At 60.6% G+C, this 23,370-nt stretch carries 16 protein-coding genes; 4 read left to right on the plus strand and 12 right to left on the minus strand.

The features are described 5' to 3' along the window. Nucleotides 1-41: 41 nt before the first annotated feature. The 10 genes from J3P76_RS13875 to J3P76_RS13920 form a co-directional block, all read right to left on the minus strand. On the minus strand, nucleotides 42-3,137 hold the full coding sequence (locus J3P76_RS13875) for an MdtB/MuxB family multidrug efflux RND transporter permease subunit (RefSeq protein WP_434611191.1): 3,096 nt from the start codon (nucleotides 3,135-3,137) through the stop codon (nucleotides 42-44). Then, nucleotides 3,134-4,450, minus strand: coding sequence for an MdtA/MuxA family multidrug efflux RND transporter periplasmic adaptor subunit (locus tag J3P76_RS13880; RefSeq protein ID WP_434700855.1), 1,317 nt, complete (start codon nucleotides 4,448-4,450; stop codon nucleotides 3,134-3,136). The genes J3P76_RS13875 and J3P76_RS13880 overlap by 4 nt, the downstream gene beginning before the upstream one ends. Nucleotides 4,451-4,640: 190 nt before the next feature. Continuing rightward, nucleotides 4,641-5,141 carry a thiol peroxidase gene (gene tpx / locus J3P76_RS13885; protein WP_420766776.1) on the minus strand — a complete coding sequence of 167 codons (501 nt, stop codon included), beginning with the start codon at nucleotides 5,139-5,141 and terminating at the stop codon, nucleotides 4,641-4,643. Between the two features lie 106 nt (nucleotides 5,142-5,247). Next, the gene (locus tag J3P76_RS13890) at nucleotides 5,248-5,919 is read right to left on the minus strand and encodes a DUF3313 domain-containing protein (protein WP_434611188.1); all 672 of its coding nucleotides are present in this window, start codon (nucleotides 5,917-5,919) and stop codon (nucleotides 5,248-5,250) included. Between the two features lie 199 nt (nucleotides 5,920-6,118). Next, complete coding sequence (locus J3P76_RS13895; RefSeq protein ID WP_420766774.1) at nucleotides 6,119-6,916, minus strand: transglutaminase family protein; 798 nt, start codon at nucleotides 6,914-6,916, stop codon at nucleotides 6,119-6,121. After that, a complete protein-coding gene (locus tag J3P76_RS13900; protein WP_420766773.1) occupies nucleotides 6,913-7,863 on the minus strand; it encodes an alpha-E domain-containing protein in 951 nt (316 codons plus the stop codon). Before J3P76_RS13900 ends, J3P76_RS13895 begins: the two co-directional genes overlap by 4 nt. A 3-nt stretch (nucleotides 7,864-7,866) precedes the next feature. Next, the gene (locus J3P76_RS13905) at nucleotides 7,867-9,276 is read right to left on the minus strand and encodes a circularly permuted type 2 ATP-grasp protein (protein WP_420766772.1); all 1,410 of its coding nucleotides are present in this window, start codon (nucleotides 9,274-9,276) and stop codon (nucleotides 7,867-7,869) included. A gap of 583 nt (nucleotides 9,277-9,859) precedes the next feature. After that, nucleotides 9,860-11,905, minus strand: a complete 2,046-nt coding sequence (locus tag J3P76_RS13910; RefSeq protein WP_434611183.1) for a TonB-dependent siderophore receptor — start codon at nucleotides 11,903-11,905, stop codon at nucleotides 9,860-9,862. A gap of 243 nt (nucleotides 11,906-12,148) precedes the next feature. After that, entirely contained in the window at nucleotides 12,149-13,918 is a 1,770-nt protein-coding gene (locus J3P76_RS13915; protein ID WP_420766770.1) for a sodium:solute symporter family protein, read from the minus strand. Between the two features lie 11 nt (nucleotides 13,919-13,929). Then, entirely contained in the window at nucleotides 13,930-14,196 is a 267-nt protein-coding gene (locus J3P76_RS13920; protein ID WP_420766769.1) for a DUF4212 domain-containing protein, read from the minus strand. 244 nt (nucleotides 14,197-14,440) lie between these two features. Between J3P76_RS13920 and J3P76_RS13925 the strand changes: the two genes are divergently transcribed. From J3P76_RS13925 to J3P76_RS13935, 3 genes are all read left to right on the plus strand, one after another. Beyond that, nucleotides 14,441-16,237, plus strand: a complete 1,797-nt coding sequence (locus J3P76_RS13925; RefSeq protein WP_420766768.1) for a methyl-accepting chemotaxis protein — start codon at nucleotides 14,441-14,443, stop codon at nucleotides 16,235-16,237. 751 nt (nucleotides 16,238-16,988) lie between these two features. After that, nucleotides 16,989-17,291, plus strand: a complete 303-nt coding sequence (locus J3P76_RS13930; RefSeq protein ID WP_014717988.1) for a transposase — start codon at nucleotides 16,989-16,991, stop codon at nucleotides 17,289-17,291. A gap of 8 nt (nucleotides 17,292-17,299) precedes the next feature. Further along, entirely contained in the window at nucleotides 17,300-18,124 is an 825-nt protein-coding gene (locus tag J3P76_RS13935; protein WP_434611621.1) for an IS3 family transposase, read from the plus strand. 1,282 nt (nucleotides 18,125-19,406) lie between these two features. On the opposite strand, the gene J3P76_RS13940 is transcribed toward J3P76_RS13935, so the two are convergent. Both J3P76_RS13940 and J3P76_RS13945 read right to left on the minus strand, forming a co-directional pair. Beyond that, entirely contained in the window at nucleotides 19,407-19,604 is a 198-nt protein-coding gene (locus J3P76_RS13940; protein WP_072390895.1) for a YbdD/YjiX family protein, read from the minus strand. 15 nt (nucleotides 19,605-19,619) lie between these two features. Next, a complete protein-coding gene (locus tag J3P76_RS13945; protein WP_045156376.1) occupies nucleotides 19,620-21,680 on the minus strand; it encodes a carbon starvation CstA family protein in 2,061 nt (686 codons plus the stop codon). Nucleotides 21,681-21,981: 301 nt separating this feature from the next. Between J3P76_RS13945 and J3P76_RS13950 the strand changes: the two genes are divergently transcribed. Next, the gene (locus tag J3P76_RS13950) at nucleotides 21,982-23,343 is read left to right on the plus strand and encodes a cache domain-containing protein (protein WP_434611177.1); all 1,362 of its coding nucleotides are present in this window, start codon (nucleotides 21,982-21,984) and stop codon (nucleotides 23,341-23,343) included. The last annotated feature ends 27 nt before the right edge of the window (nucleotides 23,344-23,370 follow it).

Genomic DNA, 23,370 nt, shown 5'->3' on the forward strand with positions numbered 1-23,370 from the left:
GCTCCCTCGCCACGAAAAGCCCTGGCACGGCACGAAAGCCGTCATACCCGCACCTCATCGGCCTCAGGCCTGACGAACCGCCGCCCCAGGCGATCGAAGTACAGGTAGATCACCGGCGTGGTGAACAGCGTGAGCACCTGGCTCACCAGCAGGCCGCCCACCATCACCAGGCCCAGGGGCTGGCGCAACTCGGCGCCGGAGCCGGTGGCGAGCATCAGCGGCACGGCGCCGAACAGCGCAGCGAGGGTGGTCATCAGGATCGGCCGGAAGCGCAGCAACGCAGCCTGGTAGATGGCGGTCTGCGGGTCCATGCCCTGGTTGCGCTCGGCGTCGAGGGCAAAGTCGATCATCATGATCGCGTTCTTCTTGACGATACCGATCAGCAAGATGATACCGATGATCGCGATCATGCCCAGGTCATTGCCGGTCAGCATCAATGCCAGCAATGCGCCGATGGCCGCCGAGGGCAAGGTGGAAAGAATCGTGATCGGGTGAATGTAGCTCTCGTAGAGCACGCCCAGCACGATGTACATGGTCACCACCGCCGCCAGGATCAACAACAAGGTGCTCGACAGCGACGCCTGGAACGCCTGCGCCGCGCCCTGGAATTCGGTCTGCACGCCGACCGGCATGCCGATGTCCTTCTGCACTTTCTCGATGATATCGACAGCGTGCCCAAGGGCCACGCCCGGTGCCAGGTTGAACGACATCATCACCGCCGGGAACTGGCCAATGTGAGCAATCGCCAACTGCGCCTGACGTTCTTCGACCCGGGCCAGGCTCGACAGGCGGACTTGCCCGCCGTCGGTGGTCTTGACATGGATCTGCTCAAGGGCCTGCGGGCCGATCTTTTCCCCCGCCTGAGCCTGCAGCACCACGCGGTATTGGCTGGCCTGGGTATAGATGGTCGAAATCTGCCGCTGGCCGAAGGCGTCGTAAAGCGCATCGGTGATGTTCGACACCGACACGCCCAGTCTCGATGCGGCGTCGCGGTCGATCACCAGGTAGACCTGCAAGCCCTTGTCCTGCAAGTCACTGGCGACGTCGGTGAGTTCCGGCTGTTGCACCAGGGCTTCGACGAGCCGCCCGCTCCAGAGGCTGAGCAATTCGGCATCCGGCGACGACAGGCTGAACTGGTATTGGGTACGGCTGACCCGGTCTTCGATGGTCAGGTCCTGCACCGGTTGCATGAACAGCCGGATGCCCACCAGTCGGTCCAGTTGCGGTTGCAGGCGGGCGATGATCGCGCTGGCGCTGTCGTCCCGTTCACTGTGGGGCTTGAGGTTGATCAGCAGGCGGCCGCTGTTGAGCGTGGCGTTGTCACCGTCCACGCCTATGTAGGAAGACAGGCTTTGCACGGCGGGATCGGCGAGGATGACCTTGGCCAATTGCTGCTGGCGCTCGCTCATGGCAGCGAAGGAGATCGATTGCGGTGCCTCGGAAATGCCCTGGATCACGCCCGTATCCTGCACCGGGAAAAAGCCCTTGGGCACGGCCAGGTACAACACCACGGTCAACACCAGGCTACCCACCGCCACCAACAGCGTCAGCGGTTGGTGCTTGAGTACCCATTGCAACTTGCGCCCGTAGGCGGCGATCAACCAATCGATCCAGGCGCCGCTGGCGCGGTAGAAGCGGCCCTGCTCCTCTTCCTTGGGTTCACGCTTGAGCAGCCGCGCGCACATCATCGGCGTCAGGGTCAGGGACACCACCAGCGAGATAAGGATCGCCACCGCCAGGGTGATGGCGAACTCGCGGAACAGGCGACCGACCACGTCCGCCATGAACAGCAGCGGAATCAGCACCGCGATCAGCGACAGTGTCAGGGAAATCAAGGTGAAGCCGATCTGCCTCGCACCCTTGAGCGCCGCCTGCATCGGGCTGTCGCCCTCCTCGATGTAGCGGGCGATGTTCTCCAGCATGACGATGGCATCGTCCACCACAAAACCGGTGGCGATGGTGAGGGCCATCAGCGTCAGGTTGTTGATGGAGAAACCGGCCAGGTACATGACGCCGAACGTACCGATCAATGACAGCGGCACGGCCACCGACGGGATGATCGTGGCACTGACCCGGCGCAGGAACAGGAACGTCACCATGACCACCAGGGCAATGGCGATGAGCAATTCATGCTGAACGTCGGTGACCGAGGCGCGGATGGTCTGGGTGCGGTCCGTTAGCACGGCAACGTCCAGGCCGGCCGGCAGGTTGTCGGTGATGCTCGGCAACATCGCCTTGATCCGGTCCACCACCTCGATGACGTTGGCCCCTGGCTGGCGCTGGATATTGAGCAGCACGGCCTGGTTTTCGTTGGCCCAGGCGGCGAGGCGTTCGTTCTCAGCGCCATCGACGATCTCTGCGACGTCCTTGAGCCGCAGCGGCGCGCCGTTGGCGTAGGCCAGGATCAGTTCGGCGTAGTCCTCGGGCGAGGTCAACTGATCGTTGGCATCGAGCATCGAGACTCGGGTCGGACCGTCGAAGTTGCCCTTGGGCTGGTTGACGTTGGAAGCGCCGATCAAGGTGCGCACATCCGCCAGGTTCAAGCCCGCGGACGCCAGGGCTTGCGGATTGACTTTGATCCGCACGGCCTGGCGCTGGCCACCGGCGATGGTCACCATGCCAACGCCGCTGATCTGCGCAATCTTCTGCGCCATGCGCGTGTCCACCAGATCATTGAGCTTGGGCAGCAGCATGGTCTTGGAGGTAATCGCCAGGGTCAGCACCGGGGTGTCGGCCGGGTTGACCTTGTTGTACACCGGCGGCGCCGGCAGGTCGGTGGGCAAAAGGTTGGTAGCGGCGTTGATCGCGGCCTGCACCTGCTGCTCGGCGACATCCATGTTGATGTCCAGATTGAAACGCAGGGTGATCACCGATGCGCCGCCGGAACTGGTGGAGGCCATCTGCGTCAGGCCCGGCATCTGCCCGAACTGACGCTCCAGCGGCGCGGTCACGGCGCTGGTCATCACGTCAGGGCTGGCGCCCGGGTACAGCGTCATCACGCGGATGGTCGGGTAATCGACCTGGGGCAGTGCCGACACCGGCAGCAACCGATACGCAATCAGACCGGCCAGGACAATGGCCAGCATGCTCAGCGTGGTGGCGACCGGGCGAAGGATGAACAGCCGCGAGAGATTCATGCGCCGCCCTTTTTCGCCTTGTCGGCCATGGCCGGCTCAGTCGGGGCCGCGGCGGTCTTGCCCTGCAAATGCTCGGTCGGCGTGGTCGGCACCTCCTGGCTGTCGTTGACCACTTCCACTTCGCTGCCCTCTTTCAGGCGGTCGGTGCCTTCGAGCACCACCCTGTCGCCAGCGGCAAGCCCCTCGGTGACGACCGTCCTGTCGCCATCGCTGGCGCCGATCTTGAGCTTCTTGATGGTGACTTTCTTGTCGCCATCCAAGGCATAGACGAATGTGCCGTTGGTGCCGAACTGGATGGCGGCGGTCGGCGCAAGGACCACGCCTTTGAGCGTGTCGGCCAGTAGGCGCACGTTGACGAACTGGTTGGGAAACAGCGACTGGTCGCGGTTCTCGTAGCGAGCCTTGAATTTCAAGGTGCCGGTGGTGATGTCGATCTGGTTGTCCAGGCTTTGCAAGACGCCGCTGGCCTGCAGCTTCACATCACCACGATCCCAAGCCTCGACCGGCAGTTTCGCCCCGCCGCGATAGCGGGCGAGCACGGTTTCGAGGTTGTTCTCAGGCAGCGTGAAGACAACGCTGATGGGTTGGGTCTGGGTGATGACGGCCAGGGCCGTGGTGTCATTGGCCGCTACCAGGTTGCCGATGTCCAGTTGACGCAACCCTACGCGGCCGCTGATCGGCGCGCGGATCTTGGTGAATTCCAGGTTGAGCTTGGCGTCGTTGACCGCCGCCTGGTTGGTCTTGACCGTGCCCTGGTACTGGCCCACCAGCGCAGCGGCGGTGTCGAGGGTCTGCTTGGCGATGCTGTCCTCGGCATACAAGCCGCGATAACGCTCGAGGTCGACCTGGGCGTTCTTCAATTGGGCCTGATTCTGCAGCAACGTGCCTTCGGCCTGGAGCAAGGCGTTCTGGTACGGACGCGGGTCGATCTCGGCCAGCAGGTCCCCGGCCCTGACCATCTGCCCTTCCTCGAAGGCGATCTTTACCAATTCGCCGCCCACGCGGCTGCGAACATTGATGGTATTGAGCGCGGTAACCGTGCCCAGCGCCTTGTAATACAGCGGAAAATCCCCGGTCACCGCCGGCGCCACCCGAACCGGGATCGGGCCCGTCGCACCGCCAAAGCCTGGCCGCATGCCGCCCGAACGCCCCATATGCCCGGCCGCGCCTTTCTGCCCTGCTTCGTTGTTCGAGCCAGTGCCGGCAGGCCAGAATTTCCAAGCCAGCAACGCAACGGCCAAGAGGATGAGCAGGCCGAACAGCCAGCGACGAGATTTACGGGAAACAGAGGATTGCATTGAATGGTCAACCATTGGGCGCGTGGGCTTCTTCTACAGGAGGCTGAACGATAAGCACTGGCGGGTATTTAGCAAAGCGCCTTTACCGGCAATTTACCTTGGGCTTACCTTTCTCATACTCGGCTAAGGCCTTGAAACACAAATGAAAACGGCCTGGTCAGGCCAGGCCGTTAACAATTGTAATAAATACTTTGTTTCGGAACAGTTATTTCAGGGCTGCGAGCGCCGCCTCGTAGTTCGGCTCTTCAGCGATTTCCTTGACCAGCTCGCTGTGCAGCACGGTGTCGTTTTCGTCCAGCACCACCACGGCGCGGGCAGTCAGGCCTTTGAGCGGGCCGTCCGCGATGGCGACGCCGTAGTTCTCGATGAACTCGGCACCGCGCAGCGTGGACAGGTTCTGTACGTTTTCCAGGCCTTCGGCGCCACAGAAGCGGGCCTGGGCGAACGGCAGGTCGGCGGAAATGCACAGCACCACGGTGTTATCCAGGTCGTTGGCCTGGGCGTTGAACTTGCGCACGGAAGTGGCGCAGGTCGGGGTGTCGACGCTTGGGAAAATGTTCAGCACTTTGCGCTTGCCCGCGAAGTCTTGCAGGGACACGTCCGACAGATTGCCGGCAACCAGAGAAAAGGCTGGCGCCTTGGAACCGGCTTGTGGCAATTGGCCGTTGACTTGGACTGGGTTGCCTTTGAGGGTGACTTGAGCCATGAACGGATTCCTTCTGACAGGTTTGAAAACAGTGAGGCCGGAGTTAACCATGAAATGGAGCTCCGACCTATGCCTGCACACAAAAAGTCACGAGTGGCGGGGCCCGCTATTTAGCCTTGAGCTGCAAATACGACTGGTGCAGATCTGAGGCCCAGCCGTCGATCACCCCTTTGACATCATCGGGCTTCATGACCTGGGACTCGTTTGACAACGGCTTACCCGTGCCCTTGCGCACCACCTGTGCGACCACCGCATTATTGCCACCGTCCAGAAACACCGCTTCGGTGCCCAGCGTGGTTTCCTGATCGCGAATGCCGCTCGCCGTACTGACCGCGGCGGCCACCAAGGCAATCGGAATCACTTCATAAGGTTTGAGCCCCTCGGTCTTGCTGCTGACCGCGGTGATGGCCGCCCGTACTACCAACACACCCGGCCCGGGACTGGTCGCCAGAGGCAACGACCTGCCCGCCTCCCGCTTGAGCGCCTGGTCGTAGTAGCTGGTAATGCCGGCCAACGTGCCGGCGGGAATCTTCACGGTCGGTTGCGGCTTGGGATAGAGCTGCGTCGGCTCGATATACACACTGGAGTATTTAGCCAGATCGATCTGCGGATCGACCCAACGCATCACTTCGGCCCCCGAAGGCGACTTTTCTTCCTTGAGGCGGCTGTAGTCTCCCAGGAAGCCGGAGTATTCGTCCGGCTGGGTGACTTTGCTCGAGCAGCCCATCAGCGCGAGCGAAGCGATGCAGACAGTGCCGATCATGGACGCGAGTTTCATGCTGTTACTCCTGTAGGCCACACCTGAGGAGGGGCGGAACTACAGGTATAGCCAATGCGCAGGGTTTTGCCTGTTCAGTAGCCGTATAGAGGTTGGATATGCCTGCCTCATCGCGAGCAAGCTCGCTCCCCCAGGGTTAACTCGAACCTTTGGGGAAACGAGCCTGCTCGCGAAGAGGCCTTAGGCTTCAATGGTCAAATTACTGATGCTGCACCTGAACCATCGAGCTTACCTGCACCCGCGCGTGCATCTGCTCCGCCCCGCCACCACGGCGCATGCCGCGAACCGGACAGGCGTCAAGGTAATCCAGGCCAATCGCCAACTTCAAATGGCGGTCGGGACGAAGCAAGCGATTGGTCACGTCAAAGCTGTACCAGCCGTCATCCAGCCAAGCCTCGGCCCAGGCGTGGCTTGCCAGATGGCTCTCGTCCTCGGTACACAGATAGCCGGACACATAACGCGCCGGCACGCCGAGGCTGCGGGCGCAGGCCACGAACGCATGGGCATGGTCCTGACAGACCCCGGCGCCACCGGCGAACGCCTCTGCCGCCGTACTGCTGACGGCAGTAGTGCCGGGGCTGTAGGGCATGCGATCGGCAAGGCCATTCATCAAGTCGGCCAACGCAGCACGGTCACGGCGTGCGCCACATTGCGCCACGGCGAAAGCGCTGAGGGTGTCGTCGGCCAGGGTGAGGCGGCTGGTGCGCAGGAACGGCAGCGGTGATTGGGTATCGGGCTCCATTTCCACTGTCTGGTCGATCTGCACTTCACCATAAGCGGTCAGGATCAGGGCGCCGTGAGGCTCGTCCATGGTCATGACGTGCAGGATATTGCCGTACGGGTCGAGCTGGCTGCGCACCAGGCGCGGCAATTCAAGATGCCATTGCAGGATGGTCTGGCGTCGGGTGTCCTTGGGCGTCAGGCGCAGGAACTGGATGCTGGTGCAGACCTCGTCGGCATAGCTATAGGTCGTGTCGTGGCGGATGGACAGTTTCATACGACCTCCAGATAGGCGTCATGGATGGTCTGGCCCAAGTGGCGGATCTGGCCAATCAGCTCGGTCAACCATTGGTGCAGGCCCGACGCGAGGATCTCGTCGATCCCCGAATAACGCAGCCGCGCATTCAGCTCGGCGGCCAGCCGCTGCGCCGGCCGACCGTTATTGCCCGGCAGGCTGGCGAGAATATGGTCCAGTTCTTCAATGCAGGCGTGCAGCGAGCGTGGCACGTCGGCCCGCAGCAGCAACATCTCGGACACCTGCTCGGCATTCGGCGCGTTACGGTAGATCTCATTGAACGCCTCGAACGAAGACAACGCCCGCAGCAACGCACTCCACTGGTAGTAACCGCGCGCCGAGTTGTCGCTGACCTCTTCCGATTCTTCGCCGAACATCTCGTAGCGCGCATCCAGCAGCCGCAACGTGTTGTCGGCGCGCTCGATGAACGTCCCCAGGCGAATGAAACAGTAGGCATCGTTGCGCATGATCGTGCCCGACGTCGCGCCACGGAACAGGTGCGAACGCTCCTTCACCCATTCGCAGAAATGGCTGATGCCATAACGGCCCAGGCCGTTGCTGGCGATGCTGCGCATCTCCAGCCAGGTGGCGTTGATGTTCTCCCACATGTCCGCGGTGATGCGTCCGCGCACGGCATGGGCGTTGGTCCGCGCCGCCCGCAGGCAACTGTAGATGCTGCCGGGGTTGGTTTCGTCCAACGCAAAGAAATGCAGCATGCGCTCGGTGTTGAGGGTGTCATAACGGGCGTTGTAGTCATCCAGCGTACCGGCCGCCAGCAACGACATCGCCAGCTCGGCCTGACCATCGCCGCGTCCGGCCTGGGGCATCAGCGACAGCGAATAACTGACTTCGAGCATGCGTGCCAGGTTCTCGGCGCGCTCCAGGTAGCGGGACATCCAGTAGAGGTCCGATGCGGTTCTTGAAAGCATGTCTTAGTCCTCCACGACCCAAGTGTCTTTGGTACCGCCGCCCTGGGACGAGTTCACCACCAGCGAGCCCTCGCGCAGCGCCACGCGGGTCAAGCCGCCGGGCACCAGGCGGGTTTCCTTGCCGGACAGCACGAAGGGACGCAAGTCGATGTGGCGTGGCGCGATGCCGCTTTCGACGAACGTCGGACAGGTGGAAAGGCTCAAGGTCGGCTGGGCGATATAGGCCTCGGGCCTGGCCTTGAGGCGGGCCCGAAAATCTTCGATCTCCGCTGCGGTGGCAGCTGGCCCGACCAACATGCCGTAGCCGCCGGAACCCTGGGTTTCCTTGACGACCAAGTCGGGCAGGTTCGCCAGTACGTGGGACAGGTCCTGGGGTTTGCGACACTGCCAGGTCGGCACGTTCTTCAGGATCGGTTCTTCGGTCAGGTAGAAACGGATCATGTCGTCGACATAGGGATAGATCGACTTGTCATCCGCCACGCCCGTGCCGACGGCGTTTGCCAGCACCACATTGCCTGCACGGTAGACCGCGATCAGCCCCGGCACGCCGAGCATGGAATCAGGGTTGAAGGACAGCGGATCGAGGTAGGCATCGTCCAGGCGACGGTAGATTACATCCACCTGCTGGGGCCCGGCCGTGGTGCGCATATAGACATGGTCGTCACGCACGAACAGGTCCGCACCTTCCACCAGCTCCACTCCCATTTCCCGGGCCAGGAACGCGTGCTCGAAATAGGCGCTGTTGAAACGCCCCGGCGTCAGGACCACGGTGGTCGGGTTGTCCAACGGGCTTGAGCTTTTGAGCGTGTCGAGCAACAGGTTCGGGTAATGATCGATGGGCGCTACGCGCTGGGCGGCGAAGAGTTCGGGGAACAGGCGCATCATCATCTTGCGGTCTTCGAGCATGTAGCTCACGCCACTGGGCGTGCGCAGGTTGTCCTCCAGCACGTAATAGCTGCCATCGCCATCGCGGACCAGGTCGACGCCTGCGATGTGGGCATAGATGCCTCGGTGCAGGTCCAGGCCCTGCATCGCAATTTGATAACCCTCGTTGGCGAGCACCTGCTCGGCGGGGATGATGCCTTCCTTGAGAATGCGCTGGCCATGGTAGATGTCGGCCAGGAACATGTTCAGGGCCTGGACCCGCTGGATGCAGCCGCGTTCGACGATTTGCCATTCGCTGGCCTTGATGCTGCGCGGAATGATATCGAACGGGATCAAGCGCTCGGTGCCCTGCTCGTCCCCATAAAGCGTGAAGGTGATGCCTGCCCGATGAAACAGCAGGTCGGCTTCACGGCGGCGTTGTTCCAGCAGTTCCAGCGGCGTGTCCGCCAGCCAGCGCGAGAATGCTTGGTAGTGCGGGCGGCAGTCACCCTTCGCGTCGTACATTTCATTGAAAAAAGCGTGGGGCATAGCCAACTCCCAGCCGTGTCGTACACGGCATTTCTTATTACGTCGTCATTCCACCAAGTACGGCCTTGCCTCGTTTATGAGCCCTGGTTCTTTGAATACCTCGTCAGGCATGGGTCTCTGATCAGGCCTTTGCGTCTGGATGACGTGCGCCCCTTTTTTATATTTGCGTATCGAAACTCCTTTCTGCTGGGTCTCGTGGAGCCGTAGCAAGGGCTGTGCCTAAGTGCGGCGGATTGAAGCAATGCTGGAAAAACCGGCGCAAAGCGGTGAAAAAGCGAAATTTATTTTTGATTTCGCGACGAAAAGAGATTCGAGCCCTGAAACGCTGACTCCAGTTTCAAGCGCCGGCACAGCAAACGGGTCGAATCGGTGCAAACAGACGGGAAGTCGAGGCCGAACGCCCCGAAAAGGGGAAATTATTACTCACCGCTAAAGCGCTGCGCTTGGCTCAACCATAGCTCACGAGCGAAGACTTCGCTGAAAGAGCGCTTCGTTGGAAGCGAGCTTGCGCGAAGATAGCCTGAAGCCAGAAACAAAAATGCCCGGACATGGTTGTCCGGGCATTTTTGTTGGCGCGCTGCGATCAGAACGTCACGCTGGCACTCAACCTGGCGGTACGCGGCTCGCCGACGGCGACCTGAAGTTCGCTGCCGGTGGATGACGGGTAGTATTGCTTGTCGAACAGGTTATCGACGTTCAACTGCAACGACGTCTTGTGCCCGAACACCGGCGACTCCCAGCGCAGGAAAGCGTCGGCGACGGTGTAGCTGCTGAGCCAGAAATCGTTGGCGTTGTTGGCGGCGCGCTCGCCGACATAACGGGCGCCGGCACCGGCGTGCCAGGCACCGAATTCGGCCGGGACGTTCAGGTGGTGGCTCAGGTACAGGCTGGCGGTGTGCTTGGGGGCGTCGGCCAGACGATGGCCTTCATCGTCCGGATCATCAAGGATCTCCGTGTGGGTATAGGCGTAGGTGCCGATCAAGTCCCAACGTTCGGCGAGGCGACCGGTGATATCGAGTTCGAGGCCTTGGGAGCCAACTTTGCCAGCGGCTTCTGCCAACGTTACGCCGTTGACCGTAGAGGACGTCACGACGTTTTTCTTCACGATATCGAACAGGGCGAGGTTGATATTCAGGCCCGGCAGCGGATCGTATTTCGCGCCGACTTCGTAGCTGCGGCCCTCCTCCGGCTTGAAGGTATGACTACCCTCGTCCACCACGTCGTTAGGCTTGAACGAGCGACTGTAGTTGCCATATAGCGACAGTTCTTCCGTGGCTTTGTAGACCAGGCCGAGGAATGGGACGAAGGCGTCTCCATTATCGTCGCGAACTGGCTTGGCAGGGACGAGTCCCTGCGTCGTGTATTGATCGTAATGCTGATAACGACCGCCAAATACAAGGATCCAGCGGTCGTCCAGGTGCCAGTTGTCCTTCAGATACACCGAACTGGAGGTCAGCTTGTTGCTCAGGTTGCTCTGCGCAGCATTCACACGACTTGGCTCATCCAGGCCACCGTACACCGGAGTCGTAGGGTCGAAACCTGCTTGGTTAGCGCCACGGTAAGTCTTGCCCCGAAACTGGTCTGAAACCTGGTTGTCGACCCCGACCAACAGATCATGACGCTGGCCGAACAATTCTTGATTGCCAATGAAGTCCCAACTGGCGTAGCGGGTTTCATCGTCATAATGGGCACCGTTGGCGGCGCGCTGAAGGACACCATTCGACAGGCGCGGCTGGGCAATCGAAAGGCTGTAACGGTCATTGTTCCAGCCGTAGGTCACCCGCGTCTTCCACGCCTCGCTCAGTTCATACTCGAACCGCGCGGTGGCGGTTTCGCGGATGCCAACGCTTTTGGCCCAAGGTTCATCCAGGCGCTTGTCATAGTCGATGTCGGCCGGATGTCCATTGGTGAACATCGTCCCCCGGTCAAACGGGTTGGAATATTCGTTGTACTCATAACTCAAATTCAACGAAGCCCGCTCGCCGGTCCAGGCCAACGACGGCGCCACCAGCGTGCTCTCGTTAACCCCGTAGTTGCGCCAGTAATCCTCATGGCCGCGCTCGGCGATCAGGCGATAGGCCAATCCGGTATCGCCCAGCGGTCCGGTGGTGTCCAGGGCCATGGTGCCGCCGCCTTCGCTGTAGGCGGAACCGCTGAGCGTGGTGCTCTGGGTGTATTGCGGCTTCTTGCTGATGACGTTGATCAGGCCGCCAGGTTCCAGCGCGCCGTACAACATCGAGGCCGGCCCCTTGAGTACTTCGACCCGCTCGGTGGTGGCGCTGAAGTTATGGCCCAGGTTGGAACGCACGCCGTCGCGCAGGATCGAGCCGTCGTCGTTGGTGCCGAAGCCGCGCTTGACCAATGAGTCCCGCGAGCCGCCCAGGGTGTTGCCCTGGCTGACGCCGCTGACGAACTTCATCGCGTCCTCCAGCGAGCGCACCTGATAGTCCGCCAGCGTCTGCTGAGTGACTACGTTGATCGATTGCGCCTCTTCCTTGATCGGTACATCGCTCTTGCTCGCCGTGCTGGCTTGCGTCGCCGTGTAGCCCTCGTCCTGAATGATCCGACTGCCTTGCACATCCGTAGTGGGCAGTTCGAGGGTGTCCTGTGCCCTCAAGGGGCTGGCCATGAAACAACAGGACAGCGCAGGTAAAACACATTTGACGAGGGCGTTGCGGTAGGCGAAAGGGGTGAAACGATTCAAGACGCGCACTCACAGAGGGTTGGAAATGAGAGCGAATATACTTTGAGAATGATTCCCAGTAAATCTTTCCAACATTTCCACGCTTGACTCTGAATGCATTAAAGGGCGCCGGAGGATGACTCCGGCGCCCTTTATCGGTCCCCTCTCCGTTTTGGGGCTCGTTGAAGGTCAGTGATCGATGGCGGCGCCGGCGCCCCTCGGTACGCGGATATCCTCCACCAAGTGCTGGATGTGCTCCGGTGGCGGCGCGGTGAAGCGTGACACCACCAGGGCCGCCAGGAAGTTGAATACCATGCCCAATGTGCCGATGCCTTCAGGGGACACACCAAGCCACCAATGTTCAGCCGTGTTCATCGTCGGGTTGATGAATTTGAAATAGACGATGTAGGTGAACGTGAAGGTCAGCCCGACGATCATCCCGGCAATCGCGCCTTCGCGGTTCATGCGCTTGGAGAAGATCCCCATGACGATGACCGGGAAGAACGAAGACGCCGCCAACCCGAAGGCGAACGCCACCACCTGGGCGACGAATGCGGGTGGGTAGATGCCGAACAATCCGGCGATCAATACCGCCACACCGGCCGCGATACGCGCCGCGAGCAACTCCTGCTTCTCGTTGATCCTGGGCATGATGTTGCTTTTGAGCAGGTCATGGGAGATCGAGGTGGAGATCACCAGCAACAGCCCCGCTGCCGTCGATAGCGCCGCCGCCAGCCCACCGGCAGCGATCAAGGCAATTACCCAACCGGGCAGCCCGGCGATTTCAGGGTTGGCCAACACCATGATGTCGTTGTCGACATACAGCTCGTTGGGCACCGGCGAAAGCTGGTTCTTGAGCAACCGCTGCTCATGCGCCCCACGTTCGCCGGTAAAGCTCGGCGCCCCGACCAGCGCCGCCCCAGGGCTGTACTGGATGATGCCGTCGTTGTTCTTGTCCGCCCAGGCAATCAGTCCGGAATTTTCCCAGGCCTTGAACCAGTCCGGCGCGGTGGCATAACTGACGTTGGGGATGGAGGTCAGCAGGTTGGTACGAGCGAACGCTGCCACCGCCGGTGCGGTGGTGTAGAGAATCGCGATGAACAGCAACGCGTAGCCGGCAGACTTGCGTGCGTCCCGGACGGTGGGGGTGGTGAAGAACCGCACGATCACATGGGGCAGGCCCGCGGTCCCCACCATCAGCGCCATGGTGATGAAAAACACGTCCATGGTCGACTTAGTGCCATTGGTATAGGCAGAGAAGCCCAACTCGGCGCCCAGGCCATTGAGCCGTTCGATCACACTCTGCCCCGAGCCGGCGGCTTCGCTGATGAAGCCCAGCTGCGGGATCGGATTGCCGGTGATCATCATCGAGATGAAAATGGCCGGCACCATGTAGGCGAAGATCATCACGCAGTACTGCGCCACCTGGGTGTAGGTGATGCCTTTCATGCCGCCCAGCACCGAATAGAAGAACACGATGGCCATGCCGATCATGACGCCGGTGTTGATGTCCACTTCCAGGTAGCGGGAAAACACGATGCCTACGCCGCGCATCTGCCCCGCCACGTAGGTAAAGGAAATGAAGATCACGCAGATTACCGCCACCACCCGCGCCGTCTGCGAGTAATAACGCGCCCCAACGAACTCGGGCACGGTGAACTTGCCGAATTTGCGCAGGTACGGCGCCAGGCACATCGCCAGGAGGACGTAGCCGCCGGTCCAGCCCATCAGGTAGACGGAACCGTCGTACCCCGCGAAGGCGATGATCCCCGCCATGGAAATGAACGACGCCGCCGACATCCAGTCCGCACCGGTCGCCATGCCGTTGAGCACGGGGTGCACGCCCTTGCTGGCGACGTAGTATTCACTGGTGGAGCCGGCCCGCGTCCAGATCGCGATCGCGATGTACAACGCAAAGGTGGCGCCTACGACCAGGTAGATCAGGGTTTTTGTGTCCATGTGCGCCGCCCTCAGTCTTCGTGAACGTCATATTTGCGATCAAGCTGATTCATCTTCCAGACATAGAAGAAGATCTCGAGCACAAAGACGTAGATGGACCCCTGCTGGGCAAACCAGAACCCCAGGGGCGTGCCGAAGAAACTGATGGTATTGAGTGAGTCGACCAGCAAGATGCCGAAACCGAACGACACCACGAACCAGATGACCAGCAACACCAGCATCCAGCGTAGATTTTCCGTCCAGTAGGCACGCGCAGCCTGTTGTTTTTCAGTGGACATCGAAGCGCCCTCTTGTTTTGTTGTTATTGTTTTGCACTTCAAACCGTAGCAGTCGCTGGGCAAGGCGCTAGTACGACTTTCGTCTAATTCGTAACAACAGTTATTGACATCCCTTTCGCACCGAAATGACAGGGCCAGGCCGCGTCAGAATCCCAGGGTGATATCAAATCGCCCCAACCCCCTAAAGCTTTGCCGTTCTCGGTCGAATGTATGCCATCGAATCTATTTTTTCCCTGGAGCTGTGATGCAGACGTTAAAGGCCTTGTATGAGTCTATCGAAATGCAATTTTTCGATACCCTCACCAAAAAGCTTTCAAGCCTTTTCCTCTTGGTCGCGGTCAGTGCCTTGCTTTATTGGGTGGCCCTCAGCGCCCGCGCCGATATCGTCCTGCAGTTGCGCACTGCCCAGCTTGACGCCGCGCTGCTGGGACAGATTCAAGACCGCCTCGACAGCCTCACCCATGCGCTGCTCTTCGGCGCGCTTTTGACGCTGGCCATGGTCAGTTTCATGGTCTGGTACTTCCGCCACCTCATCGTGCGCCCCGTTACCGCCATGACCAAAGCCCTGGAAGAGATCGCCAACGGCGAAGGCGACTTGTCCAAGGACCTGCCGCTGGTGACCCACGACGAGATCCGCACGCTGGCCGCCACCTGCAACCGTTTCCTGGCCAAGCAGCGCGAGATCATTAGCAACGTCCAGGCATTGACCGTCCATATCGCCGTCGAATCGGCCCGCTCGCTGAAGAACATCAGTGATTCCAGCGACAGCGCGACGCACCAGGCGCGCTTCGCCAAGGAAGTGATGGAGCAGAGCAATACCGCCGTGGGCCGTATCGAAGAGGTGTCGCGCCAGACCCAGGGCATATCCGGGACCACCGCGCAGAACCTGAGCATGGCCCGGGACTCCTACGCCGAATTGCTGGAAGTGACCGGCAACATCAGCGAGATTTCCAGCAGCCTCGGCGAGTTCGCCGGGCTGGTGGACGCCCTCAACCAGCGCTCTTCGAGCATCAAGTCGATTGTCGGCCTGATCCAGCAGATTTCCGCCCAGACCAACCTGTTGGCCCTCAACGCCGCCATCGAAGCCGCGCGTGCCGGGGAAAGTGGCCGTGGCTTTGCGGTGGTCGCCGATGAAGTGCGCACCTTGGCGCAGAACGTCAGCCGCGCCACCGACGATATCTCCCGTAACATCGACGCCATGTTGCAGGAAGTCAGCTCGACCCACGAACAGACCACCCAGATCAGCCACAGCGCCCGGGAAACCCAGAAAGTCGTTGAACGCGCGTCCGGTCATTTCGAAAGCATGATCGTCGACTTCGAATCCACCAACGGCAAGTTGGCCGACATCGCTGACCATATCCAGCAATTCGCCGATACCAACACTGGCATCAACGAACGAGTCACCCAGATCCACGCCGACAGCCAGTCGATCGACCAACGCATGCAGCAATCGGCGACCGCTACCCGCGACCTGTCTGGCGTGGCGGAGAAAGTCCAGACGCTACTGGGCCGCTTCGTGCTTGGCCACGGCAAGCTGGACGCCGCCATCACCCGTGCCAGCGAATGCCGCGACACGCTGCAGGTTCATTTGCAGGCGTTGCAGGATGAAGGTGTCAACCTGTTCGACCAGAATTACCAATTGATTCCCGGCACCGATCCCAAGCAATACATGACCAGTTATACCGAACGCTTTGCCCGGGTCTGCCAGGAAGAATGCGACAAGCTCACCCGCAGTACGCCGGGCGGCAAGGTCTCGTTCATTGTCGATACGAAGGGGTATTGCCCGGTCAATAACAGCTGGGTGTCCAAACAACCGACCGGAGACCGCGCGGTGGACCTACCGGTTTGCCGCAACAAGCGGATCTTCAACGACCCGATCGGCCTGCGCGCTGCGGGCAACGTCCAGCGCTTCCTGCTCCAGACCTACCTGCGCGACACCGGGGAAATCATGACCGAGATCGACGTGCCGTTCTTCTTCGGCGGCCGTCACTGGGGCAACTTGCGGGTGGGGTTTGATGCGGCGGTGTTGTTGGCGGACTAAGCGTTTCGACCAGCCGTGTGGGAGCGGTGATGTACGCAAATCTCGAGACCAGCCCAAAACAACTGTGGGAGCGAGCCTGCTCGCGATGGCGTCGGGTCAGTCAATTCATCACCAACTGACACTCCGCTATCGCGAGCAAGCTCGCTCCCACAAGGGAACCGGTGGTGTACAAAAATCCTGAGGCCTGCCCAAAACAACTGTGGGAGCGAGCTTGCTCGCGATGGCGTCAGGTCAATCAAATCCTCGTCAACTGACACTCCGCTATCGCGAGCAGGCTCGCTCCCACAAGGGAACCGGTGCTGTACAAAAATCCTGAGGCCACCCCAAAACAACTGTGGGAGCGAGCCTGCTCGCGATGGCGTCAGGTCAATCAAATCCTCGTCAACTGACACTCCGCTATCGCGAGCAGGCTCGCTCCCACAAGGCGATCTGTGGTGTACGCAATCCCACGGCCAGCCCAAAACAACTGTGGGAGCGAGCCTGCTCGCGATGGCGTCGGGTCAGTCAATTCATCACCAACTGACCCACCGCTATCGCGAGCAAGCTCGCTCCCACAAGGGAACCGGTGGTGTACAAAAATCCTGAGGCCTGCCCAAAACAACTGTGGGAGCGAGCCTGCTCGCGATGGCGTCGGGTCAGTCAATTCATCACCAACTGACCCACCGCTATCGCGAGCAAGCTGAACTGGCCTAATGATTTTGGACACTTCAATCGGGCGCTATGATAGCGCCCAAATCTGAGGTGTTTGGATATGCGTAAATCTTATTCGAGTGAGTTCAAGCTCAAGGCTGCCAGCATGGTGCTGGATGAAGGCCAGCCGGTTACCGAGGTCTGTGCCAGCCTAGATATCGGCCCCACTGCTCTGCGCCGCTGGGTCGATCAAGTGCAAAAAGAACGCCTGGGTTCGACCCCGGTAGGGGCCAAGGCGATTACCGCTGATCAGCGAGAAATCCAGAGGCTCAAAGCCCTACTCAGGGAGAAAGACCTGGACATTGAAATCCTAAAAAAGGCCAGTGCTCTCCTGCTTTTGGACGCCAAAGATCATTCACGCTGATCGATGAGCTGGACGAGCAATACGGCGTTAAAAGGTGTTGCCGGGCGTTTGGGATCAACCGCAGTAGTTTCTACGCCTGGCGCCAGCGCCAAGGCAGAGCAAATCCTGAACGGGACAAGCTCAAAGCCGCGCTGGTCAGGCACCACAGGGCGTCCAGAGAGTCGGCCGGCGCACGTACTTTGTCCAAGGAGCTAAAAGCCAAAGGGCATCGTATCGGACGTTATATGGCTCGCAGTTTGATGCGCGAAGCTGGCATCGCTAGTCGTCAGCGCAGGCGCCATAAGTACAAGTCGCCGGGCGTTGAGGCATTGGTGGCGCCGCACGTGCTCAAGCGAAAATTTGATGTAACGGCGGTTAACCAGGTGTGGTGTGGCGACGTGACTTACATCAAGGTCGGCAAGCGGTGGATGTACTTCGCCGCCGTTCTGGATCTGTACGCTCGGAGGATCGTGGGTTGGTCGTTCTCGATGATTTCTGATGCCAACCTGACCTGCGAAGCGCTACGCATGGCGGTTGAGCTACGCGGCCACCCCCAGGATGTGTTGTTTCATTCAGACCAAGGTTGTCAGTACACCAGTCATAAATTCCGAAACGAGCTTGTGAAACACGGGTTTAGGCAAAGTATGAGCCGTAAAGGCGAGTGCTGGGACAACGCCCCCATGGAGCGTTTCTTTGGTAGTTTGAAATCAGAGTGGGTTCCTGAAACGGGCTACAAACTGGAACATGAGGCCCGGGCAGACGTGCAGCGCTATGTCTCGCGCTACAACATCAGCAGGCCTCACAGCTACAACGACTACAGGTCGCCGGTCGCGAAGGAAAGGTTGGCGGCGTGAACCTTAATCGGTGTCCAAGATTACTTGACCAGTTCAAGCTCGCTCCCACAAGCGAACCGGTGGTGTACAAAAATCCTGAGGCCAACCCAAAACAACTGTGGAAGCGAGCCTGCTCGCGATGGCGTCAGGTCAGTCAATTCATCACCAACTGACACTCCGCTATCGCGAGCAGGCTCGCTCCCACAAGGGAACCGGTGGTGTACAAAAATCCTGAGACCAGCCCGAAACAACTGTGGGAGCGAGCCTGCTCGCGATGGCGTCGGGTCAGTCAATTCATCACCAACTGACCCACCGCTATCGCGAGCAAGCTCGCTCCCACAAGGGAACCGGTGGTGTACAAAAATCCTGAGACCAGCCCAAAACAACTGTGGGAGCGAGCCTGCTCGCGATGGTGTCGGGTCAGTCAATTCATCACCAACTGACACTCCGCTATCGCGAGCAAGCTCGCTCCCACAAGGGAACCGGTGCTGTACAAAAATCCTGAGACCAGCCCAAAACAACTGTGGGAGCGAGCCTGCTCGCGATGGCGTCGGGTCAGTCAATTCATCACCAACTGACCCACCGCTATCGCGAGCAAGCTCGCTCCCACAAGCGAACCGGTGGTGTACAAAAATCCTGAGGCCAACCCAAAACAACTGTGGAAGCGAGCCTGCTCGCGATGGCGTCAGGTCAGTCAATTCATCACCAACTGACACTCCGCTATCGCGAGCAGGCTCGCTCCCACAAGGGAACCGGTGGTGTACAAAAATCCTGAGACCAGCCCGAAACAACTGTGGGAGCGAGCCTGCTCGCGATGGCGTCGGGTCAGTCAATTCATCACCAACTGACCCACCGCTATCGCGAGCAAGCTCGCTCCCACAAGGGAACCGGTGGTGTACAAAAATCCTGAGACCAGCCCAAAACAACTGTGGGAGCGAGCCTGCTCGCGATGGCGTCAGGTCAGTCATTTCATCACCAACTGACACTCCGCTATCGCGAGCAGGCTCGCTCCCACAAGCGAACCGGTGGTGTACAAAAATCCTGAGACCAGCCCAAAACAACTGTGGGAGCGAGCCTGCTCGCGATAGCGTCGGGTCAGTCAATTCCTCACCAACTGACCCACCGCTATCGCGAGCAGGCTCGCTCCCACAAGGGAACCGGTGGTGTACAGAAAGTCCTGAGGCCACCCCAAAACAACTGTGGGAGCGAGCCTGCTCGCGATGGCGTCAGGTCAGTCAATTCATCATTAACTGACCCACCGCTATCGCGAGCAGGCTCGCTCCCACAAGGGATGGGCCTCAGTTCAACAGCACTTGGGCCCGGCCTTGCCGCCGTAACGGGCCTCTTGGCGCTCTCGGAAGAACGCCTCGTAGTCCATCAGCGGCTTGTCCGGGTGCTTGGTTTGCATGTGCTCGACGTAGTTGTCGTAGTCGGGCATGCCGACCATCAGGCGGGCGGCCTGACCGAGGTATTTACCGAGGCGACTCAAGTCATTGAACATCGTTGCAATCCTCTATCAAGCGTCCGGCAGGGCCTGGAATGGCGCTTCTTTGTCCGTGCGCTCTTTCGTGCCCCAGGCGGCGATGCCGACCTTGAGCGCGTAGAACAGGATGCTGAAGACCACGAACAGGAACAATACCGTCAGCGTTGCGTTGGTGTAGGCATTGAACACCACGTGCTGCATCTGCTCGATGCTCTTGGCCGGGGCCAGGATCTGGCCGGCGGCCAGGGCATCGTTGTATTTGCGCGCCAGGGCGAGGAAGCCGATCGCCGGGTTGGCGTCGAACAGCTTGATCAGGCCCGCGGTGGTGGTGCAGATCAGCAGCCAGCTCGCCGGCAGCAGCGTGACCCAGACGTAGCGCTGGCGCTTCATTTTGATCAGCACCACGGTGGCGAGCATCAGCGCGATACCGGCCAGCATCTGGTTGGAGATGCCGAACAGCGGCCACAAGGTGTTGATGCCGCCCAGCGGATCGATCACGCCCTGATACAGCAAGTAACCCCACAGCGCGACGCAGCCGGCGGTGGCGATCAGGTTGGCGGTCCAGGATTCGGTTCGCTTGAGGGCCGGCACGAACGAGCCGAGCAGATCCTGCAGCATGAACCGCCCGGCACGGGTGCCGGCGTCCACCGCGGTGAGGATGAACAGCGCTTCGAACAGGATCGCGAAGTGATACCAGAAGGCCATGGTGTTCTCACCCGGCAGCACCGAGTGCAGGATCTGCGCGATACCGACCGCCAGGGTCGGCGCACCGCCGGCACGGGCCAGGATGGTGGTTTCACCGATGTCCTTGGCCACCGCTTGCAGCGCGTCGGGGGTGATTGCAAAGCCCCAACTGCTGACGGTCTGGGCCACGGCCACCACGTCAGTGCCGACGATCGCCGCCGGGCTGTTCATGGCGAAGTACACGCCCGGCTCGATCACCGAGGCGGCAACCATCGCCATGATGGCCACGAAGGACTCCATCAGCATGCCGCCGTAACCGATGTAGCGGGCGTTGGTTTCGTTATCCAGCAGCTTGGGCGTGGTGCCCGAGGAGATCAGCGCATGGAAGCCCGAGACCGCGCCGCAGGCGATGGTGATGAACAGGAACGGGAACAAGCCGCCCTTCCACACCGGCCCGGTGCCGTCGGTGAACTGAGTCAGCGCGGGCATTTTCAGTTCGGGCATGGTGACCAGGATGCCGATCGCCAGGGCGACGATGGTGCCGATCTTGAGGAAGGTCGACAGGTAGTCCCGTGGCGCCAGGATCAGCCACACCGGCAGGACCGCCGCGACAAAACCGTAGCCGATCAGCATCCAGGTGATCTGGATTCCGGTGAAGGTGAAGGCCTTGGCCCAGACCGGATCGGCGGCGATCTGCCCGCCCAGCCAGATAGAACCCAACAGCAACAGCACGCCGATGATCGAGATCTCGCCGATGCGGCCCGGGCGGATGTAGCGCATGTAGATGCCCATGAACATCGCGATCGGGATGGTCGCCATCACCGTGAAGATGCCCCACGGGCTCTCGGCCAGGGCCTTGACCACGATCAGCGCCAGCACCGCGAGGATGATGATCATGATCAGGAAGCAGCCGAACAGCGCGATGGTGCCGGGAATACGGCCCATTTCCTCGCGCACCATGTCGCCCAGGGAGCGACCGTTGCGGCGGGTGGACAGGAACAGGACCATGAAGTCCTGCACCGCACCGGCCAGCACCACGCCGGCGATCAGCCAGAGCGTGCCGGGCAGGTAGCCCATCTGCGCGGCCAGCACCGGCCCGACCAGCGGCCCCGCGCCGGCAATGGCCGCGAAGTGGTGGCCGAACAGGATGTGCTTGTTGGTCGGGACGTAGTCCAGGCCATCGTTGTTGAGCACGGCAGGCGTGGCCCGGCGCGCATCGAGTTGCATCACGTTGTTGGCGATGAAGAGGCTGTAGTAGCGATAGGCGACCAGGTAAATGGCCACGGCTGCGACGACGATCCAGAGGGCGTTGATCGGCTCTCCGCGGCGCAAGGCCACGACACTCAGCGCACAAGCTCCCAGAACAGCCACGGCAAACCAGGCGAGGTGTTTAACCAAACGGGTTGTCATTGCGTGTCTCCTGCCGATATCCAATGGATTGCGGCGATTGTTTTTATAGTGTGCCCCGGCTATTCGGAGCCGGCCCAATATCCCTGCATGCCGTCAATAAATAAATCCGTAGTACTACGTAGAACCCCGATTCCCTTGTGGGAGCGAGCCTGCTCGCGAAAGCGGCGTGTCCGTTAATGATGATTTGACTGCCCCATCGCCTTCGCGAGCAGGCTCGCTCCCACAGGTCTTATGCCGCGCGCACAGGTTTGGCATATGATGCCGCCATTCGCCTCCCCGCCGCGCCCGGACTGGAGTAAAGATGCTGCTCAAACACAAAATCGTTGCTCTCGGGATCCTGCCGCTGGTCCTGGCGATTGCTGTCATCGGTGCCTTGGTCATCTCGCTCAACCGCCAGTTGGGTGATCAACAGGCGCAACTGATCGAAGACAGCATCCTGGCGAGCAAGCGCGCCGAATTGAAGAACTATGTCGAGATGGCGCAGAGCCTGATCGCGCCGCTGTATGACAACGGCCAGGGCGACGCGCGGGCACAGCAGCAGGTACTGGAAGAGCTGCGCAAGCTCAGCTTCGGTATCAACGGATATTTCTTCGTGTACGACCGCCAGGGTCGCAGCCTGATGCACGCCCGGCAGTCGGAACTGGTCGGGCAATACCTTTGGGACATGAAAGATCCCCAGGGCCTGCCCGTCATCCAGGCGTTGCTCAAGAGCGCCGAATCGGGTGAAGGCTTCCAGCGTTATGCCTGGAACAAGCCTTCCTCCGGCCAGGTGACCGACAAACTGGCCTATGTCGTGATGCTCGATCGCTGGGGCTGGATGCTCGGCACCGGGATTTACCTGGAGGACGTGGAGCGTGCCACCCAACAGGCCCGCGCCGAAGTGGCCCAAGGCATCCACACCACCATGCAGGCGATCGCCGCCATTGCTCTGATCGCGGTGCTGCTGGTGTTCGCCGGCGGCATTACCCTCAACGTCAGCGAGCATCGCCTGGCCGACAAGAAACTGCAGCGCTTGAACCAGCGCATTGTCAGCTTGCAAGAGGAAGAGCGCTCCCGGGTATCCCGTGAATTGCATGACGGCATCAGCCAACTGTTGGTGTCGATCAAGTTCCAGTTCGAGCTGGCCAGCCACGTCATCGAGAACGGCCAGGAAAATGGAGTGGGCATCTTGAAAAACGCCACGGACCGACTGGGTGAAGCCATCGGTGAAATCCGTAGCATCTCCCACGACCTGCGCTCGTCTTTGCTCGACACCCTGGGCCTGCCTGCCGCCATCGGCCAGCTTGCGGCCGAATTCGAGCAACGCAGCGGCCTGGAAGTGTCCTACCGAAGCAACGAATTCGACTGTCGCCTGGAAAACGGCGCACCGGTCTCGCTGTTTCGCATCGCCCAGGAAGCGCTGACCAACATCGAGCGTCACGCCGGGGCGAAGCGTGTCGCCATCACCCTGTTCGGCTCCGGCCAGTCCTTGCGCCTGACCGTTGTGGATGACGGGATGGGCTTCAACGTTCCACAGGTCGAGCGCGGCCATACGGGCATCGGCTTGCGTAATATCCGCGAACGGGTCGAGCATTTTGGCGGGCGGCTGGACATGACATCGGTGCCAGGACGAAGCGAACTGGATATCCTCTTGCCCATGACCATGCCCACCACGGAAAGCTGATGCGCCTTGAATTCAACAAGAGCCCTT

The organism is Pseudomonas sp. D1-36, from assembly GCF_051132205.1.
In the GTDB taxonomy this organism is placed as follows: Bacteria; Pseudomonadota; Gammaproteobacteria; order Pseudomonadales; family Pseudomonadaceae; genus Aquipseudomonas.

Coding starts and splice junctions, on each gene's coding strand:
- J3P76_RS13875 (WP_434611191.1), bottom strand. CDS start 3,137: ATGAATCTCTCGCGGCTGTTCATCCTTCGCCCGGTCGCCACCACGCTG.
- J3P76_RS13880 (WP_434700855.1), bottom strand. CDS start 4,450: ATGGTTGACCATTCAATGCAATCCTCTGTTTCCCGTAAATCTCGTCGC.
- tpx (WP_420766776.1), bottom strand. CDS start 5,141: ATGGCTCAAGTCACCCTCAAAGGCAACCCAGTCCAAGTCAACGGCCAA.
- J3P76_RS13890 (WP_434611188.1), bottom strand. CDS start 5,919: ATGAAACTCGCGTCCATGATCGGCACTGTCTGCATCGCTTCGCTCGCG.
- J3P76_RS13895 (WP_420766774.1), bottom strand. CDS start 6,916: ATGAAACTGTCCATCCGCCACGACACGACCTATAGCTATGCCGACGAG.
- J3P76_RS13900 (WP_420766773.1), bottom strand. CDS start 7,863: ATGCTTTCAAGAACCGCATCGGACCTCTACTGGATGTCCCGCTACCTG.
- J3P76_RS13905 (WP_420766772.1), bottom strand. CDS start 9,276: ATGCCCCACGCTTTTTTCAATGAAATGTACGACGCGAAGGGTGACTGC.
- J3P76_RS13910 (WP_434611183.1), bottom strand. CDS start 11,905: ATGGCCAGCCCCTTGAGGGCACAGGACACCCTCGAACTGCCCACTACG.
- J3P76_RS13915 (WP_420766770.1), bottom strand. CDS start 13,918: ATGGACACAAAAACCCTGATCTACCTGGTCGTAGGCGCCACCTTTGCG.
- J3P76_RS13920 (WP_420766769.1), bottom strand. CDS start 14,196: ATGTCCACTGAAAAACAACAGGCTGCGCGTGCCTACTGGACGGAAAAT.
- J3P76_RS13925 (WP_420766768.1), top strand. CDS start 14,441: ATGCAGACGTTAAAGGCCTTGTATGAGTCTATCGAAATGCAATTTTTC.
- J3P76_RS13930 (WP_014717988.1), top strand. CDS start 16,989: ATGCGTAAATCTTATTCGAGTGAGTTCAAGCTCAAGGCTGCCAGCATG.
- J3P76_RS13940 (WP_072390895.1), bottom strand. CDS start 19,604: ATGTTCAATGACTTGAGTCGCCTCGGTAAATACCTCGGTCAGGCCGCC.
- J3P76_RS13945 (WP_045156376.1), bottom strand. CDS start 21,680: ATGACAACCCGTTTGGTTAAACACCTCGCCTGGTTTGCCGTGGCTGTT.
- J3P76_RS13950 (WP_434611177.1), top strand. CDS start 21,982: ATGCTGCTCAAACACAAAATCGTTGCTCTCGGGATCCTGCCGCTGGTC.